The sequence below is a fragment of the Giesbergeria sp. genome, from assembly GCF_028686475.1.
Taxonomy (GTDB): Bacteria; Pseudomonadota; Gammaproteobacteria; order Burkholderiales; family Burkholderiaceae_C; genus Simplicispira.
Genome location: NZ_JAQUCA010000001.1, coordinates 199,574 through 215,004, shown reverse-complemented (window position 1 = coordinate 215,004; position 15,431 = coordinate 199,574). Strand labels below are relative to the sequence as shown.

Below are 15,431 nucleotides of genomic sequence, written 5' to 3'. Positions count from 1 at the left end.
TTTGGTGGAGGAGGCTGGATTCGAACCAGCGTAGGCGTAAGCCAACAGATTTACAGTCTGCCCCCTTTAGCCACTCGGGCACTCCTCCGTAGAGACTCGAATTGTAGCACAGCTTTTTTTCGCCATCTGCCAACTTAATCGCAAATTTAGAAAAATCATAAAAAAACCGCCTGAATAGGCGGCTTTGGGGAGGTGCGTACAGGCCGAAAGACCTATAAACATCAACGCTTTTCGCGGAATTTACGCAAAGCGGCAATCTGCGCTGCCATGATGGCCAGCTCAGACTGGGCGCGTGCCAAATCAATTTCGCTCTTGGCGTTTTTCAGTGCTTCTTCAGCGGCTGCTTTGGCCTCGTTGGCTTTTTCGTCGTCAAGGTCTTTGCCACGTACTGCGGTGTCGGATAGCACCGTGACGCGATCGGGTTGGATTTCGAGGATGCCACCGGCGACAAAGACAAATTCTTCGCTGCCATCGGCCATCTCAATACGCACCGAACCAGGCTTGATGCGGGTAATCAGCGGCGTATGGCGTGGATAAACGCCCAATTCGCCAGCTTCGCCGGGCAATGCGACAAAAAGTGCCTGTCCGGAAAAGATGGACTCTTCGGCACTGACAACGTCGACATGTAGGGTGTTGGCCATCTGGATTCCTTTGGAAGTCTGCAAAAAGGGCTTTTAAGCGGTGAGCGCCGGGCAAGTGCTTGCCCAGCAAACCACTTTAGGCCATCTTCTTGGCTTTCTCGAAGGCTTCGTCGATGGTACCGACCATGTAGAAGGCTTGTTCGGGCAGGTGATCGCACTCGCCATTGACAATCATCTTGAAACCACGGATGGTTTCGGCCAGCGAAACGTACTTGCCGGGCGAACCGGTAAACACTTCGGCCACGTGGAACGGTTGCGACAGGAAACGCTGGATTTTACGCGCACGGGCCACTGTGAGCTTGTCTTCAGGGGCCAGTTCGTCCATACCCAGAATGGCGATGATGTCGCGCAATTCCTTGTAGCGTTGCAGCGTGTTTTGCACGCCACGGGCCACAGTATAGTGCTCTTCACCCACCACTTGGGGGTCCAACTGACGGCTAGTAGAGTCCAGCGGATCCACGGCGGGGTAGATACCCAGCGCAGCAATATCACGCGACAGCACCACGGTGGAATCCAAGTGGGCGAAGGTGGTAGCAGGCGAGGGGTCAGTCAAGTCATCCGCTGGCACGTACACGGCCTGAATGGACGTGATGGAGCCGACCTTGGTGGAGGTGATGCGCTCTTGCAGGCGGCCCATTTCTTCGGCCAGCGTAGGTTGGTAACCCACAGCAGAAGGCATACGACCCAGCAGCGCGGATACTTCGGTACCGGCCAAGGTGTAACGGTAGATGTTGTCCACGAAGAACAGCACGTCACGGCCTTCGTCACGGAAGGATTCGGCGATGGTCAGACCGGTCAGAGCGACGCGCAAACGGTTGCCTGGAGGCTCGTTCATCTGGCCGTACACCATAGCAACCTTGGATTCACCCAAGTTTTCCAGGTTCACCACGCCAGAATCGGCCATTTCGTGGTAGAAATCGTTCCCTTCGCGGGTACGCTCGCCCACACCAGCGAACACCGACAGACCACTGTGGGCCTTGGCGATGTTGTTGATGAGTTCCATCATGTTCACGGTCTTGCCCACACCGGCACCACCGAACAGACCGACCTTACCGCCCTTAGCAAACGGGCAAACCAAGTCAATCACCTTGATACCGGTTTCCAGTAGCTCTTGCGAGGGTGACAGTTCGTCGTAAGCAGGAGCCTTGCGGTGGATGGAGGCCGTCAGCTCTTGGCTGACCGGACCGCGCTCGTCAATCGGCGTGCCCAGCACGTCCATGATACGACCCAAAGTGGCCTTGCCCACAGGCACGGTGATGGGGGCAGCGGTGTTGCTGACCATCAGGCCACGGCGCAAACCATCGGATGAACCCAACGCAATGGTACGGACGATGCCATCGCCCAATTGTTGCTGAACTTCCAGAGTCAGTGCAGAGCCTTCGAGCTTGAGCGCGTCGTAGACCTTGGGCATACGGTCACGGGGGAACTCAACGTCGACCACCGCGCCGATACACTGAACGATTTTTCCTTGAACTTGAGCCATTTTTTGCTCCAAAAATTTTTAAACCGTGACGGCGTCGCGGATCAGACGGCAGCCGCACCGGCAACGATCTCGGACAATTCCTTGGTGATCGCTGCTTGACGCGTTTTGTTATAGACCAGCTTCAAGTCATTAATGACGGTGCCAGCGTTGTCTGTAGCTGCCTTCATGGCCACCATGCGCGCCGATTGCTCGGATGCCATGTTCTCGGCTACGGCTTGGTAGATCAACGACTCCACATAGCGAACCAGCAGATCGTCAATGACGCTCTGTGCATCGGGTTCGTAGATGTAATCCCAACCGTGGGCGCTGGCTGCCTTGCCCTCTGTCTGAATAGATTCGGACGACAAAGGTAGCAACTGCTCCACAATCGACTCTTGCTTCATGGTGTTGATGAACTTGGTGTAGCACAGGTACACCGCGTTGATCTTGCCTTCAGCGTATGCGTCGAGCAGCACCTTGATGGGGCCAATCAGCTTGTCGAGGTGAGGTGTGTCTCCCAAACCGATAGCCTGAGAAACCACCTTGGCACCGACACGGTTCAGAAAGCCCAGCCCTTTGTTGCCGATAGCCACGGCTTCGGCAGAAACACCCGCAGTCTGCATATCGCGCAGCTTGTTGGTGACTGCACGCAGCACGTTGGTGTTCATGCCGCCACACAAACCTTTGTCGGTGGTGACGACAATCAAACCGGCCACCTTCGCATCGTTCACTTGCATGAACGGGTGCGTGTACTCTGGGTTGGCTTGGCTGAGATGGGCTGCAATATTGCGGATTTTTTCGCTATAGGGGCGGGCTGCACGCATCCGTTCTTGCGCTTTACGCATTTTGGATGCTGCCACCATTTCCATCGCTTTGGTGATCTTTTTGGTATTTTCTACCGACTTGATCTTGCCGCGTATTTCCTTGCCTGCTGCCATGATGGTTCCTCGTCCGGTTTAAGCGAACGACTTCTTGAACGCTGTGATAGCAGCGGTCAGGGCGGCTTCGGCATCCTTGTCCATAGCACGGTCTTTTTCCAGCTTGTCCAACAAGGCAGCGTGGCTGGTCTTGAGGAACTGGTGCAAACCGCTTTCGAAGGCCAAGATTTTCTTGACGTCGATGTCGTCCATGAAGCCCTTGTTGACCGCAAACAGCGTGGCACCCATCAAAGAGATAGGCAAAGGGCTGTATTGGGCTTGCTTGAGCAGCTCAGTGACGCGGGCACCGCGATCGAGTTGCTTGCGCGTGGCATCGTCCAAGTCGGAAGCAAACTGCGCGAACGCAGCTAGTTCGCGGTATTGTGCCAAGTCGGTACGGATACCACCGGACAGACCCTTCACCAGCTTGGTTTGCGCTGCACCACCCACACGCGACACGGAAATACCGGCGTTAATAGCGGGACGCACACCAGCGTTGAACAGGCTGGTTTCCAAGAAGATCTGACCATCAGTAATCGAAATCACGTTGGTCGGCACGAAGGCGGAAACGTCACCGGCTTGGGTTTCGATGATTGGCAGCGCGGTGAGCGAACCAGTCTTGCCCTTGACGGCACCCTTGGTGAAGGCTTCGACGTAGTCGGCATTCACACGGGCAGCACGCTCCAACAGACGGCTGTGGAGATAGAACACGTCGCCGGGGTAGGCTTCACGGCCTGGAGGACGGCGCAACAGCAGCGACACTTGGCGATAAGCCACGGCTTGCTTGGACAAATCGTCATAAACGATCAGGGCATCTTCACCACGGTCGCGGAAGTATTCGCCCATCGTGCAGCCAGAGTAGGCCGACACGTATTGCATGGCAGCAGACTCAGAAGCCGAAGCAGCCACGACGATGGTGTAGTCCATCGCGCCGCCTTGCTCTAAGGAGCGCACCACGTTTTTGATGGAGGAGGCTTTTTGACCGATAGCCACGTAGATACAGATAACACCTTGGCCTTTTTGGGCCAAGATAGCATCAATCGCCACAGCGGTTTTACCGGTTTGGCGGTCACCAATGATCAGTTCGCGCTGACCACGGCCAATCGGCACCATCGAGTCGATGGACTTGAGACCGGTTTGCAGTGGCTGGTCCACCGATTTACGCGCGATAACGCCGGGAGCGACCTTTTCGATCACGTCGGTCATTTTGGCGTTGATGGGGCCTTTGCCGTCAATGGGTTGACCCAAAGCGTTGACCACACGACCGACCAACTCGGGGCCGACGGGCACTTCCAAAATGCGACCGGTACATTTGACGGTGTCGCCTTCGGAGATATGCTCGTACTCGCCCAAAATCACAGCACCGACGGAGTCACGCTCCAAGTTCAGTGCCAGACCAAAGGAGGGGGTACCGTCTGCCGAGGCGGGGAACTCCAACATTTCGCCTTGCATCACGTCCGACAGGCCATGAACGCGCACGATACCGTCGGACACCGACACCACGGTGCCTTGGTTACGGATATCGCTGCTGGCTGCCAGCCCCTCGATGCGGCTCTTGATGAGTTCAGAAATTTCTGCGGGATTGAGTTGCATGACTCTTTCCTTCTTTCTTTGTTTAGCCGAAACCTCAAGCCGCGCGTTACGCAGTGAGGGCCGCTTTCATTTGTTCTAAACGTGCCTTGACCGAAGTGTCGAGCACTTCATCTCCTACCACGACCCGAATCCCACCGATCAGGGACTCATCCTGCTGCATGGTGAGATTAAGCTTGCGGCCAAAGCGCTTTTCGAGCGATGCGCCCAAATCGGCCAGCGCACTGCTGTCGATAGGGAAGGCGCTGTAAACCACGGCATCTGACGAACCGCTGCTGCGATTGACCAGAGTACGAAATTGCACAGCAGCTTCGGGCAGGGCATCCAGACGCCCGTTTTCAATCATGGTACGCAAAAAATTGCGCCCCATGTCAGGCAGAGCATAACGGGTCAAGCCAGCAATCAGGTCAAACAACTGGTCTGGACTGACCTTGGGGTTGTCGGACAACTGGCGCAATTGCGGATCGGCGGCAATCACCGCCAGCTCCTCAACCCAAGCGGTGGCACTGCCCAGATCGACGCCTGCACCCGCCGTGCAGGCTTTGAACAAGGCATCGGCGTAAGGGCGGGCAATGGTGGCGATTTCGGCCATGAATGCGTCCCTTACAGTTCAGTCTTGAGGCGGTTCAGCAGATCTGCATGAACACCGGCGTTGACTTCCTTGCGGAGAATCTGCTCGGCACCCTTGACAGCCAGCACAGCCACCTGCTCACGCAGCGCTTCACGGGCCTGCACCACCTGTTGCTTGGCCTCGGCCTGTGCAGCAGCAATAATTTTTTGGGCTTCTTCGCTGGCGCGGGCCTTGGCTTCTTCGACGATGGCCTGGGCACGGCGATCGGCATCAGCCAGACGGGCAGCCGTCTCATTGCGCGTTTGCGACAATTCCTTCTCGACGCGCTGATTGGCAGCACTCAATTCGGACTTGGCACGGTCGGCAGCAGCGAGACCATCGGCGATTTTCTGGGCTCGTTCGTCCAGCGCCTTGACAATCGGGGGCCACACGAATTTCATCGTGAACAGCACCAGAATCAAGAAGACGATGGCCTGAACGAACAGGGTCGCGTTGATACTCACGGCAACACCTTTCTATTTGGGCGTTGATCGGAGATTAGGCCAGAACGAAGGGGTTGGCGAAAGCGAACAGCAGAGCAATAGCCACGCCGATCAGGAAGGCCGCGTCAATCAGACCAGCCAAAATGAACATTTTGGTTTGCAGTTCGTTGATCAGCTCAGGTTGACGTGCCGAAGCTTCTAGGAACTTGCCGCCCATCAAAGCGATACCGATGGAAGCGCCGATAGCGCCCAAACCAACGATCAGACCACAAGCCAGAGCGACGAGACCGAGAATGTTTTCCATGATGACTCCTGATGTAAAAAAGAAAGGTTAAGAAAGGAAAGGGAAATGGTCAGTGGGCTTCATGCGCTTGGCCGAGGTAAATCAGCGTCAGCATCATGAAAATGAAGGCTTGCAGGGTAATGATCAGGATGTGGAAGATGGCCCAGATCGAACCTGCAATGATGTGCCCCACGGGGAGCAACACACCGGAAAGCGACATGGCCGCCGCACCACCCATCAGGGCAATCAGCATGAACACCAACTCACCAGCGTACATGTTGCCAAACAACCGCATACCGTGCGAAACTGTTTTGGCAACGTATTCAATGATCTGCATCAGCAGATTGACCACGCCCAAAATCAGGGCGAAGACAGGATTTTTGCTGGTGCCGAAAGGAGCCGTCACCAATTCGTGCGCCCAACCACCCAAGCCTTTGATTTTGACGCTGTAAATTAGGCACAGCACCAGCACGGCAGAGGACAGACCCAGCGTGGTGGACAAATCGGCAGTAGGCACGACACGCAGATAAGCGTGGTGGGGGTCATGACCCGCCGCACCATAAATTTGTGCCCAAATGACGGGCAGCAAGTCAACCGGCAGCAAGTCCATTGCGTTCATGAGGAAAATCCAGACAAACACCGTTAGGGCCAATGGAGCAATGAATTTGCGGCTTTCGGCGTTGTGGATGTTGGCCTTGGCTTGGTTGTCCACCATTTCGACCAACAACTCGACGGCGGCTTGGAAACGACCGGGGATGCCCGAAGTCGCGGCACGTGCCCCCAGCCATAAAAGGAAAAGTCCCAGCGCACCAATGGTGACACTGACGATAACGGAGTCGTAGTTGACTACCGAAAAATCAATGATGGACTTTTGCTTGATATTTTGAAGGTGCTGCAAGTGGTGAACGATGTATTCACTTGCTGTGGGAGCGTGCGCATCTGCGGCCATCGGACAACTCTTCTCTTAATCAATCGGTTTTTCGGACACTGGACTGCACCAAGAGCGCAATCCAGTACGTTTTCATCGTTACCACCATGCCAGCCAACAAGGCCAGCCAGCTCAACTGTGCTACCACCTTAGGTGCAGCAGCCAAGATGGCCACCGTGAGCACAATTTTGAGCAGCTCCCAGACAAAGAACCCTAGCATGGCTGCACTGGCGGATTTGGCAAATTGTTGGCGCTGCAACCCACGCGCAAACAGCAACGCAGGGATTAACACCGCTAACACACCATAGGCAGCTGACCAAGCGATGCTTGCTTTGCCAGTGACCAGCCAAGCCAACAACACCACTAAAACACCTGCCAACACCTGCATGGCCAGAACACGCCACACGGACACCGCCCGGTGGGATTTGCGCCATGCCTGCGCTTCTTCTGCACTGAGGGGCTTGAAGTCGGATTCTTCGGCCTCAGCTTCTGTATCGAGCGGAGCGATTGTTTTCATCGTTTTGCTCCTAACGTTACAGACTGAAACCTTCGCAAAGCCACTAATTATAAGTAAAAACCCCTGTCTGCGGCAAATTATCTGTTGCGACAGTGGCTTTGCTGTGTCTGCACACCACTTGAAAGCTACATCCTAAGGTTACTTCATGACTATTACTTCTGGCTTGCAGCCCGCTGCCACAGGCACCGACCCGCGCAAAGACTCGCTGATTGAGTACCCTAGCATCTTTCCTATCAAGGTGATGGGGCTGAAAGTGGAGGCTTTGTTGCCTGCTGTGACGGCGCTGGCACGCCAATTTGACCCTTTTTTTGATGCTGCTGCGGTGGAACTGCGCGAAAGCAGTGGCGGCAAATACTTGGGCATTACGTTGAGTATTACGGCGACCAGCCGGGAACAACTCGATGGTTTGTACCACGCCCTGACCGCCCACCCGCTGGTAAAAGTGGTACTTTGAGATGTCGGCCATCCCAAACGCTGCTATCGGTCTGCGCTGGCTGGGCCAAATACCCTATCTGGATAGCTATCAGGCGATGCAGGAGTTCACAGCGGCACGCACCCCGGAGCAGCAGGATGAAATTTGGCTGTGCGAACATCCTGCCACTTTTACCCAAGGGCTGGCTGGACAAGCTGGGCATGTGCTGGCTGCCGGAGATATTCCAGTCGTCAGTACCAACCGAGGCGGGCAGGTGACTTTTCATGGCCCTGGCCAAGTGGTGGCCTATCCGCTGCTGAATTTGCAACGGGCGGGCTATTACGTGAAAGAGTATGTCTATCGGGTGGAAGAAGCGGTAATTCGCACCCTGGCGTATTTTGGTATTACTGGCCACCGCGTAGCTGGTGCGCCTGGCATTTATGTGCGCTTGGATGACCCTCACAGCCACGCCCTGCTGCCGCAGCGGCCACAAAAGCGCACAGAGGGCAGTAGCGCCCCTGCGCCCGACTTTACCGGGCTGGGCAAAATTGCCGCTTTGGGTATCAAAGTCAGTCGGCATTGCACCTACCACGGTGTAGCGCTGAATGTCGCGATGGATTTGAGTCCCTTTGCACGTATCAACCCCTGTGGCTATGCAGGTTTGCAAACAGTTGATCTTTCTACAATCGGCGTTCATACCACTTGGGAAGAAGCCGCGCAGGTCTTGGGCTATCAGCTCAGCGTCCGGCTGGCCCCCTGAATCCCGTCTATCAGACTATCACCAGCCATCTCCTGCCATGAGCACTCCTGAAGTCGTGCGTGAAGCACAATCCGCCGAAAACTACAACCCCTTGGCCAAACAAAAAGCGGCGGCCAAGCTATCGCGCATCCCTATCAAGGTAGAGCAGGCCGAGGTACTGAAAAAGCCAGAGTGGATTCGAGTGAAAGCAGGCTCGGCCAGCAGCCGCTTTTACGAAATTAAAGATGTGTTGCGTGAACACAAATTGCACACCGTGTGTGAAGAAGCCAGTTGCCCCAACATTGGCGAGTGTTTTGGCAAGGGCACGGCCACCTTCATGATCATGGGCGACAAATGCACGCGCCGCTGCCCGTTCTGTGATGTGGGCCACGGCAGACCCGACCCACTGGACAAAGACGAACCACTCAATCTGGCCAAAACCATTGCTGCCTTGAAGCTGAAGTACGTCGTTATCACCAGTGTGGACCGCGATGATTTGCGCGATGGCGGCAGCGGCCATTTTGTCGAGTGCATTCAGCACATTCGCCAGTTGTCACCGCAAACCCAGATTGAGATTTTGGTGCCCGATTTTCGGGGCCGCGATGACCGCGCCTTAGAAATTTTGCGCGCCGCACCGCCCGATGTGATGAACCACAACTTAGAAACCACCGCACGCCTGTACAAAGAAGCGCGCCCTGGCTCGGACTACCAATTTAGCCTGAATCTACTGAAGAAATTTAAGGCCCTGCACCCCAACGTCCCCACCAAGAGCGGCATCATGGTCGGGCTGGGTGAGACCGATGAAGAGATTTTGCAAGTGATGCGCGATATGCGCGCGCACGACATCGACATGCTAACAATTGGTCAGTATTTGGCCCCCAGCAACAGCCATTTGCCGGTGCGCCGTTACGTACACCCAGACACTTTCAAGATGTTCGAGCAGGAAGCCTACCAAATGGGCTTTAGCCATGCGGCGGTGGGGGCGATGGTGCGTTCTAGCTACCACGCCGACCAGCAGGCACACGCAGCAGGCGTATAAAGCAAGCAGCGCAACCTGATGAAGCGCCTTTTCTTTTAGCGCCTGGGAGGCGGGTCAGGGACAAAGCGCCCTTCACCGGGGAAAGGGTCTGGTCCGTTGTCAGGCGGTTGCCGCTCTGGCCAGCGCTCGCGCAGGGCAATGCGGCGGCGCTCTAGTTGGGCCAAACTGGCGTATTGGATACGCAGGGTTTCGGCAGGGCGCCGACTGGCACGCTGAAAGCGCACTTCGCGCACCGGAGAATGGACGCGCTCGCCGTGGCCGGTGCCTAAATCTGAGCGCTCGGCAGCTGCTGGGGCCTTGGCCGCCACAGGGGCGTTGTCGTGGTCTAACGAACGTCCACCCGCTGACGGTGTTGCTGGTATGGATTTGGAACTTTCGCGCCGGTGGTAGCCTTCTTCGATTGCCGCAGGGGGTGGGAACCGGGGTGGCGGGGGTGGGGGCGGCGCTTCTTCAAACACTGCAAAGCCGAGTATGCCGGTATTGCCACCTTGGCCGGTGCGCTCGGCATAAGAGTCTTCTGGGGCGGTCAAGACAAATTCGGCTACGCTATCGCTTGATTTGCGCCAGCCATCAATCGTCAGGCTGCCATACGGCGCGATGATATAGCCGGGCTGGTCGGCGGCGGCTGGCTCGCCGTTAAGGACGTTCACGCCATCCACCGAGGCCACGACCAGCAAGCGCCCAGCGCTTTGGTTGCGTAGCAGCAGCCGATAAGGCTGGCCATGCTCACCGCCCACATACCAGCGGCCATTTTTTTGAAAAATAGGCAACTGCTGCTGGTGGCGCTGCTGGCTAAGCACCTCTACCGATAACAACTGTCCGCTGGCTGCTGCCAAAGCGTTGCGGTAGCGCGCAGGGGGCGGACGATAGGCATGGGCCACAGCACCCCAACCAACCCACAAACTAGCCCCCAGCAAGACTAAACTTTGGCGACGTTGCATGACAGACTCCAACAAAGGAACGAATGTTTTCAGTATAGACAGTGCAGCCGCCGCTGCACGGCTTCGGCTTAGGTCTGTGCCGAATAAAACATCTTGCGCGTGGGCACTGAGGCCACCGCCTTGACAATCGCGCCGATATGGTCGGGGGTGGTGCCACAGCAACCGCCCAGAATGTTGACCAGCCCTTCGGCGGCAAACTCATGCACTAAGCGGCTCGTGACTTCAGGTGTTTCGTCAAAGCCGGTGTCACTCATGGGATTGGGCAGGCCCGCATTGGGGTAGCAGCTGATAAAGGTGTCTGGGGCAGCGCGGTTGAGTTCTTGGATATAAGGACGCATCAGCGCGGCCCCCAAGGCGCAGTTCAGGCCCACGGCCAACGGTTGCGCGTGGCGCACACTGTGCCAAAACGCTGTCACGGTTTGGCCGGACAAAATACGCCCCGAGGCATCGGTCACGGTGCCGCTGATGATGAGCGGCAGGCGCTCGCCGGTTTGCTCAAACACTTCTTCAATCGCAAACAGTGCTGCTTTGGCATTGAGGGTGTCAAAAATGGTCTCGACCAGTAGCACATCGGCACCGCCTTGCATCAGCGCCAAGGTTTGCGCGTGGTAGGCAGCGCGCAGCTGCTCAAAATCAATATTGCGTGCGCCGGGGTCGTTCACATCGGGGCTGATGCTGGCCGTTTTGGGGGTAGGGCCAAGGGCACCAGCAACAAAGCGTGGATGCTCGGGGGTAGAAAATTGATTGCAGGCAGCGCGCGCCAGTTGGGCTGAACGCAAATTCATCTCATAGGCCAAATCGGCCATGCCGTAGTCTTCTTGGGCGATGGTGGTGGCACCAAAGGTGTTGGTTTCAATCAAATCGGCACCGGCGGCCAAGTAGCGTTCGTGGATGTCGCGGATGACATCCGGGCGCGTGAGCGAGAGCAGCTCGTTGTTGCCTTTGACATCGCGTGGAAAATCTTTGAAGCGCTCCCCGGCACCTTCGGGGCCGTTGTAACCTTCACCCCGGTATTGGGCCTCGCCCAGCTTAAAACGTTGAATCATGGTGCCCATCGCACCATCCAAAATGACAATGCGTTGGGCCAAAATGGCAGGAAGCTGGGCGGCGCGGGTGTAGTGGGGGGCTTGCATGGGCAGGTAGAAACAAAAAAATCAGTAATTGCCGATTGTCCCTGCTTCGTGCTGCCCTTGTCTGCGGCTTGTTTATCGCAGCCGAAACACCGCCAGCGTGCGCCCCAGTACGCCGGTGTTTTGGCTCATGGCTTGGGCGGCATCGGCAGATTCTTCCACCAAAGCGGCATTTTGTTGCGTCACACGGTCTAGGTCGGTCACTGCTTCATTGACTTGCGAAATGCCCAGCGCTTGCTCTTCGGCGGCTACGCCCATCTCGTTGACCAAGGTATTGACATGGGCCACCGACTGCACGACTTGGTCAATGGTTTGGCTGGCCGATTGCATTTTTTCGGCCCCGCGCAGGGTTTGGGTGGAGGATTCGCTGATTAAATCGCGGATTTCTCGGGCGGCAGTGGCACTGCGCTGGGCCAGCGCGCGCACCTCGGAGGCCACCACCGCAAAACCCCGACCTTGCTCGCCAGCGCGTGCGGCCTCTACGGCAGCATTGAGGGCCAAAATATTGGTCTGGAAAGCTATGCCCTCGATGGTGGCAATGATTTGCCCCATTTTTTGCGAGGATTGGGCAATTGCTTGCACCACATTGCTGATTTCATTGACAGCATCGCCACCGTGGCGCGCCAAAGCGGCGCTGTTTTCGCTTTCTTTGAGTACCTGCTGCACGGTTTGTGCCGCTTGGCGCACGGTGCTAGACAGCTCTTCCATCGTGGCAGCGGTTTCTTCTAAGCTGCTGGCCTGCGACTCGGTGCGCCGGGCCAGCTCTTGACCCCCATCAGCGACATGGCTGGCAATATCCCCAAAGCCATCAATTTCGGCTTGGGCATCACCCACCACGGCGCGCAGGTTGACTTGGATTTGCTGCAAGCGCTCCATCAGCAAGGCCACCGGGTGGCGGCCATCAATGCGGCGGTAGGGCGTGGATAAACCACAACCGGCAATTTCGTTGGCCAAGCGTTGGGCATCGCCCAGCCCCTTGGTAATGCGCCGATGAAAGCGCCACAGTATCCAGCCTGCCAAGACCAGCCCTAACCCACTTTGCAGCGCCACAGCCTCTAAGCCATGCAAATCCAAAGCCCAAGGCAACAGGGGCACCGCCAAGACTGGCACGGTCAGCATGGCGGCCAAGCGCTGGGTAAAGCTGGCGCGCTGTAAGCGCCCGATCCAATCGCGCCAACCGTTGTAGCGCACATGGCCCGAATGCAGCCGAAAGGTATGGCGGCCTGATTCGCGTTCTTGGCGCACTTTTTGATACAAAGCGTGGGCCTTTTGCACCTCTGCGCGCGTGGGCTTCATGCGTACCGACATATACCCAATCGGTTTACCGTTTTGCATCAGCGGTGTAACGTGGGCGCGCACCCAGTAAAAGCTCCCATCCTTGCGCCGATTTTTGACCATGCCAATCCAACTGCGGCCATGCCCGATGGTTTTCCACATGTCTTCAAAGGCTTCGGGTGGCATATCGGGGTGGCGCACAATGTTGTGCGGCTGGCCCATCAGCTCCTCCATCGTAAAGCCACTGACGCGCGCAAAAGCGGCGTTGCAGTGCGTCAACCGCCCTTGCTGGTCGGTGGTGGACATCAAAAATTCGTCACTGGGGTAATCAAACTCTTGGTTTGTTACGGGTAAATTGGTACGCATTCTTGGACTATCGCTTGGCTAATGGCTACAGCACATAAGTAAATAGCAAAACAGTTTGAAACACTATTGCCCCTAGGGGCAATGACCCTAAGCTGTAAGGCTAAAGGCGGTTTGGTGCAGGCAAGCTAAGTTGAACCACAGCGCCCCCCTGAGGATGGTTAGCAATCTCTAACCTGCCCCCGTGGCGCTGGGCAATGGCGCGCGAAATCGACAGCCCTAAGCCCAAGCCATCAGGCTTAGTGCTAAAAAAAGCTTGACCTGCTTGCGTTAGTGCCTCGTGCGTTAAACCGGGGCCGTTGTCGCAGATACGCAACAACACCACATCCGGCCCAGTGGCAATGGCTACGCGCAGTTGGCGTGGCTGGGGTTGGTCTGTCATGGCTTGGATGGCATTGCGATACACATTGAGCACAATTTGCGACAGTTGTATCGCATCCCCTTGTACCCATACCGGCTCCGGTGGCAGCTCAAAAACAAATGCAACCTTGCAACGGCGCGCCTCGCAAGCCAGCAGTTGTGCCACCTCTTGCACCAGCTGGCCCAACTCGACCGGTTGGTGTCGCTCTGGCATGGGTCGGATAAAACTGCGGATGCGTTCAATAATTTGGCTGGCGCGCTGCGTGTTGCTTTCGATATCGTGCAGTAATTCTTGCAGCTGGGCCGTATCTAAGCGATTTTGGGTTAAACCATGTTGGCCCATCTGGGCATCGAGCAAAATAGCGGTCAGGGGCTGGTTCAACTCGTGCCCCAAAGAGGCCGACATCTCACCCAGGCAGCGCTGGCGGTCTAACTGGGCAATTTGCATCCCTAGCCGATCGCGTTCTTCCTGCTGGGCGCGCGCTGCTGCTGCCAACAAATCATTGTGCCGAGCGCGCTCTAAAAAAATACCAATAAAGCCAACGCTGCCCACCACCGAGCTGATGAGCGCCGACCCCACGCTCAACACACTGTCCCAGCCGCCAAACAAGGCGTTGGGCTGAGAAAAGCCACTCGCTACCGCTATCGTCCGCAGTACCAGCATGCTGCCCACGGCCAAATAAGCCCCAGCGACCCAATAGGCGCTGCGTGAATCCTCTCGCTGTCCCAGCTGCCAAGCCAATCGACTGATATACAAAAAACTGGCTGCCAATGTCGAGGAGGACCAAAGAAAGCGCAAGTTGGCTTGGTCTAAGCCTAGCCGCAGGTATTCATAACCCAACACAAAGCCTATCCCTAACCAGAGGAGCCTTTTTTGCGGCCACGCCGGGCGCTGTAATTCATGTTGCAGTGCCTGAACGCGCACCAAATTGGCCAATAGCATCAGGCCATTGGCCACTGGGTAAGCCGCCCATTCTGCAATGTGTGGCCGCAAGCCCAACAACACCACCCCAATCCCAAATAAGCCACTGCCAGCACACCACAACAAGGCCGAGCGTGAACGCAGGCCCGACAACACCGCCCAAGCCACCGTAGGCATGACCAAATACATCACACCCACAATCAGGTAGGCGGTTGGCAGACTGAACATGTGCCGCTGCTGCGCTTACAGGTTTGGCTTGGACAACTCGCGCATTTTTTCGGCCAGCTCTAGTAGCGTGGTAGCGCCCATTTTTTCCATGACGCGGGCGCGATGCACCTTCACGGTTTTCAGGCTGCACGCAAAGTGGTCGGCAATTTCTTTGTTCATTAAGCCATTGACCACCATTTGGCAGATTTGGCGCTCGCGTGGGGTTAGGCTGTCGTAGCCACGTTGCACATCCATCGCATCGCGCACGCTTTTGAGTTGTTCGCGGTCACGGGCCATTGCTTGGTGCAGTGCGCGCAGCAGGTCTTCTATGTTGAAGGGCTTGAGCAAAAAATCAATCGCACCACCCTTAAAAGCATCAATCACTTCTTGAGTCTGGCTCTCGCCCGAGATGAACACAATCGGGGTGGCCCGCCCCAGCCGCAGCAACTCTTGTTGCAACGCCAAGCCATTCATGTGGGGCATACGCATATCCAGCAGCAGCACCGCCGGAGCAATCGGTAGCGACTGCTCTAAAAAGGTATGCGGCGAAGGGTAGGACTCTACGGTATAACCCAGATACTCCAACATGCGCGATAGCGAGGCCCGCACCGCCACATCGTCATCTACCAAATAAATATGGCCCTGCATACCC

At 56.5% G+C, this 15,431-nt stretch carries 17 protein-coding genes and 1 tRNA gene; 3 read left to right on the top strand and 15 right to left on the bottom strand.

What is annotated here, in order from left to right:
* Window positions 1–2: 2 nt before the first annotated feature.
* From PHX60_RS01035 to PHX60_RS00990, 10 genes are all read right to left on the bottom strand, one after another.
* A tRNA-Tyr gene (locus PHX60_RS01035) sits at window positions 3–88 on the bottom strand.
* Window positions 89–221: 133 nt separating this feature from the next.
* Window positions 222–641: a F0F1 ATP synthase subunit epsilon gene (locus PHX60_RS01030; RefSeq protein ID WP_300073430.1), complete on the bottom strand. Its 420-nt coding sequence runs from the start codon at window positions 639–641 to the stop codon at window positions 222–224.
* A gap of 76 nt (window positions 642–717) precedes the next feature.
* Window positions 718–2,124 carry a F0F1 ATP synthase subunit beta gene (gene atpD / locus PHX60_RS01025; RefSeq protein WP_300073428.1) on the bottom strand — a complete coding sequence of 469 codons (1,407 nt, stop codon included), beginning with the start codon at window positions 2,122–2,124 and terminating at the stop codon, window positions 718–720.
* A 41-nt stretch (window positions 2,125–2,165) separates the two neighbouring features.
* Complete coding sequence (gene atpG / locus PHX60_RS01020) at window positions 2,166–3,041, bottom strand: F0F1 ATP synthase subunit gamma (RefSeq protein ID WP_300073425.1); 876 nt, start codon at window positions 3,039–3,041, stop codon at window positions 2,166–2,168.
* Window positions 3,042–3,059: 18 nt separating this feature from the next.
* Window positions 3,060–4,613 (bottom strand): F0F1 ATP synthase subunit alpha, encoded by a 1,554-nt coding sequence (atpA, locus tag PHX60_RS01015; RefSeq protein WP_300073422.1) that lies wholly within the window; start codon window positions 4,611–4,613, stop codon window positions 3,060–3,062.
* Window positions 4,614–4,659: 46 nt separating this feature from the next.
* Window positions 4,660–5,202, bottom strand: a complete 543-nt coding sequence (locus PHX60_RS01010; protein ID WP_300073420.1) for a F0F1 ATP synthase subunit delta — start codon at window positions 5,200–5,202, stop codon at window positions 4,660–4,662.
* Window positions 5,203–5,213: 11 nt separating this feature from the next.
* Window positions 5,214–5,684: a F0F1 ATP synthase subunit B gene (locus PHX60_RS01005; protein WP_300073417.1), complete on the bottom strand. Its 471-nt coding sequence runs from the start codon at window positions 5,682–5,684 to the stop codon at window positions 5,214–5,216.
* 34 nt (window positions 5,685–5,718) lie between these two features.
* On the bottom strand, window positions 5,719–5,967 hold the full coding sequence (gene atpE, locus PHX60_RS01000) for a F0F1 ATP synthase subunit C (RefSeq protein ID WP_091458130.1): 249 nt from the start codon (window positions 5,965–5,967) through the stop codon (window positions 5,719–5,721).
* Window positions 5,968–6,016: 49 nt separating this feature from the next.
* Complete coding sequence (gene atpB, locus PHX60_RS00995) at window positions 6,017–6,895, bottom strand: F0F1 ATP synthase subunit A (RefSeq protein WP_300073412.1); 879 nt, start codon at window positions 6,893–6,895, stop codon at window positions 6,017–6,019.
* Window positions 6,896–6,914: 19 nt separating this feature from the next.
* Window positions 6,915–7,391: an ATP synthase subunit I gene (locus PHX60_RS00990; protein WP_300073409.1), complete on the bottom strand. Its 477-nt coding sequence runs from the start codon at window positions 7,389–7,391 to the stop codon at window positions 6,915–6,917.
* A 145-nt stretch (window positions 7,392–7,536) separates the two neighbouring features.
* Here PHX60_RS00990 and PHX60_RS00985 point away from each other — a divergent pair, with 145 nt between their 5' ends.
* From PHX60_RS00985 to lipA, 3 genes are read left to right on the top strand one after another with little or no spacing between them, the layout of a single operon-like run.
* Window positions 7,537–7,845, top strand: a complete 309-nt coding sequence (locus PHX60_RS00985; RefSeq protein ID WP_300073407.1) for a DUF493 family protein — start codon at window positions 7,537–7,539, stop codon at window positions 7,843–7,845.
* 1 nt (window position 7,846) lies between these two features.
* Window positions 7,847–8,563 carry a lipoyl(octanoyl) transferase LipB gene (lipB, locus tag PHX60_RS00980; RefSeq protein WP_300073404.1) on the top strand — a complete coding sequence of 239 codons (717 nt, stop codon included), beginning with the start codon at window positions 7,847–7,849 and terminating at the stop codon, window positions 8,561–8,563.
* 37 nt (window positions 8,564–8,600) lie between these two features.
* Window positions 8,601–9,581 carry a lipoyl synthase gene (gene lipA, locus PHX60_RS00975; protein WP_300073401.1) on the top strand — a complete coding sequence of 327 codons (981 nt, stop codon included), beginning with the start codon at window positions 8,601–8,603 and terminating at the stop codon, window positions 9,579–9,581.
* Window positions 9,582–9,616: 35 nt separating this feature from the next.
* On the opposite strand, the gene PHX60_RS00970 is transcribed toward lipA, so the two are convergent.
* From PHX60_RS00970 to PHX60_RS00950, 5 genes are all read right to left on the bottom strand, one after another.
* Window positions 9,617–10,522 (bottom strand): hypothetical protein, encoded by a 906-nt coding sequence (locus PHX60_RS00970; RefSeq protein ID WP_300073399.1) that lies wholly within the window; start codon window positions 10,520–10,522, stop codon window positions 9,617–9,619.
* A 68-nt stretch (window positions 10,523–10,590) separates the two neighbouring features.
* Complete coding sequence (locus tag PHX60_RS00965) at window positions 10,591–11,655, bottom strand: homocysteine S-methyltransferase family protein (RefSeq protein WP_300073396.1); 1,065 nt, start codon at window positions 11,653–11,655, stop codon at window positions 10,591–10,593.
* Between the two features lie 72 nt (window positions 11,656–11,727).
* Window positions 11,728–13,293, bottom strand: coding sequence for a PAS domain-containing methyl-accepting chemotaxis protein (locus PHX60_RS00960; RefSeq protein ID WP_300073393.1), 1,566 nt, complete (start codon window positions 13,291–13,293; stop codon window positions 11,728–11,730).
* A 100-nt stretch (window positions 13,294–13,393) separates the two neighbouring features.
* Window positions 13,394–14,800 (bottom strand): ATP-binding protein, encoded by a 1,407-nt coding sequence (locus PHX60_RS00955; protein ID WP_300073389.1) that lies wholly within the window; start codon window positions 14,798–14,800, stop codon window positions 13,394–13,396.
* Between the two features lie 15 nt (window positions 14,801–14,815).
* The gene (locus PHX60_RS00950) at window positions 14,816–15,427 is read right to left on the bottom strand and encodes a response regulator (protein WP_300073386.1); all 612 of its coding nucleotides are present in this window, start codon (window positions 15,425–15,427) and stop codon (window positions 14,816–14,818) included.
* Window positions 15,428–15,431 lie beyond the last annotated feature (4 nt).

What these genes read in the sequence shown, in the direction of transcription:
- PHX60_RS01030 (WP_300073430.1), bottom strand. Translation starts at nt 641, where the DNA reads ATGGCCAACACCCTACATGTCGACGTTGTCAGTGCCGAAGAGTCCATC.
- atpD (WP_300073428.1), bottom strand. Translation starts at nt 2,124, where the DNA reads ATGGCTCAAGTTCAAGGAAAAATCGTTCAGTGTATCGGCGCGGTGGTC.
- atpG (WP_300073425.1), bottom strand. Translation starts at nt 3,041, where the DNA reads ATGGCAGCAGGCAAGGAAATACGCGGCAAGATCAAGTCGGTAGAAAAT.
- atpA (WP_300073422.1), bottom strand. Translation starts at nt 4,613, where the DNA reads ATGCAACTCAATCCCGCAGAAATTTCTGAACTCATCAAGAGCCGCATC.
- PHX60_RS01010 (WP_300073420.1), bottom strand. Translation starts at nt 5,202, where the DNA reads ATGGCCGAAATCGCCACCATTGCCCGCCCTTACGCCGATGCCTTGTTC.
- atpE (WP_091458130.1), bottom strand. Translation starts at nt 5,967, where the DNA reads ATGGAAAACATTCTCGGTCTCGTCGCTCTGGCTTGTGGTCTGATCGTT.
- atpB (WP_300073412.1), bottom strand. Translation starts at nt 6,895, where the DNA reads ATGGCCGCAGATGCGCACGCTCCCACAGCAAGTGAATACATCGTTCAC.
- PHX60_RS00990 (WP_300073409.1), bottom strand. Translation starts at nt 7,391, where the DNA reads ATGAAAACAATCGCTCCGCTCGATACAGAAGCTGAGGCCGAAGAATCC.
- PHX60_RS00985 (WP_300073407.1), top strand. Translation starts at nt 7,537, where the DNA reads ATGACTATTACTTCTGGCTTGCAGCCCGCTGCCACAGGCACCGACCCG.
- lipB (WP_300073404.1), top strand. Translation starts at nt 7,847, where the DNA reads ATGTCGGCCATCCCAAACGCTGCTATCGGTCTGCGCTGGCTGGGCCAA.
- lipA (WP_300073401.1), top strand. Translation starts at nt 8,601, where the DNA reads ATGAGCACTCCTGAAGTCGTGCGTGAAGCACAATCCGCCGAAAACTAC.
- PHX60_RS00970 (WP_300073399.1), bottom strand. Translation starts at nt 10,522, where the DNA reads ATGCAACGTCGCCAAAGTTTAGTCTTGCTGGGGGCTAGTTTGTGGGTT.
- PHX60_RS00965 (WP_300073396.1), bottom strand. Translation starts at nt 11,655, where the DNA reads ATGCAAGCCCCCCACTACACCCGCGCCGCCCAGCTTCCTGCCATTTTG.
- PHX60_RS00960 (WP_300073393.1), bottom strand. Translation starts at nt 13,293, where the DNA reads ATGCGTACCAATTTACCCGTAACAAACCAAGAGTTTGATTACCCCAGT.
- PHX60_RS00955 (WP_300073389.1), bottom strand. Translation starts at nt 14,800, where the DNA reads ATGTTCAGTCTGCCAACCGCCTACCTGATTGTGGGTGTGATGTATTTG.
- PHX60_RS00950 (WP_300073386.1), bottom strand. Translation starts at nt 15,427, where the DNA reads ATGCAGGGCCATATTTATTTGGTAGATGACGATGTGGCGGTGCGGGCC.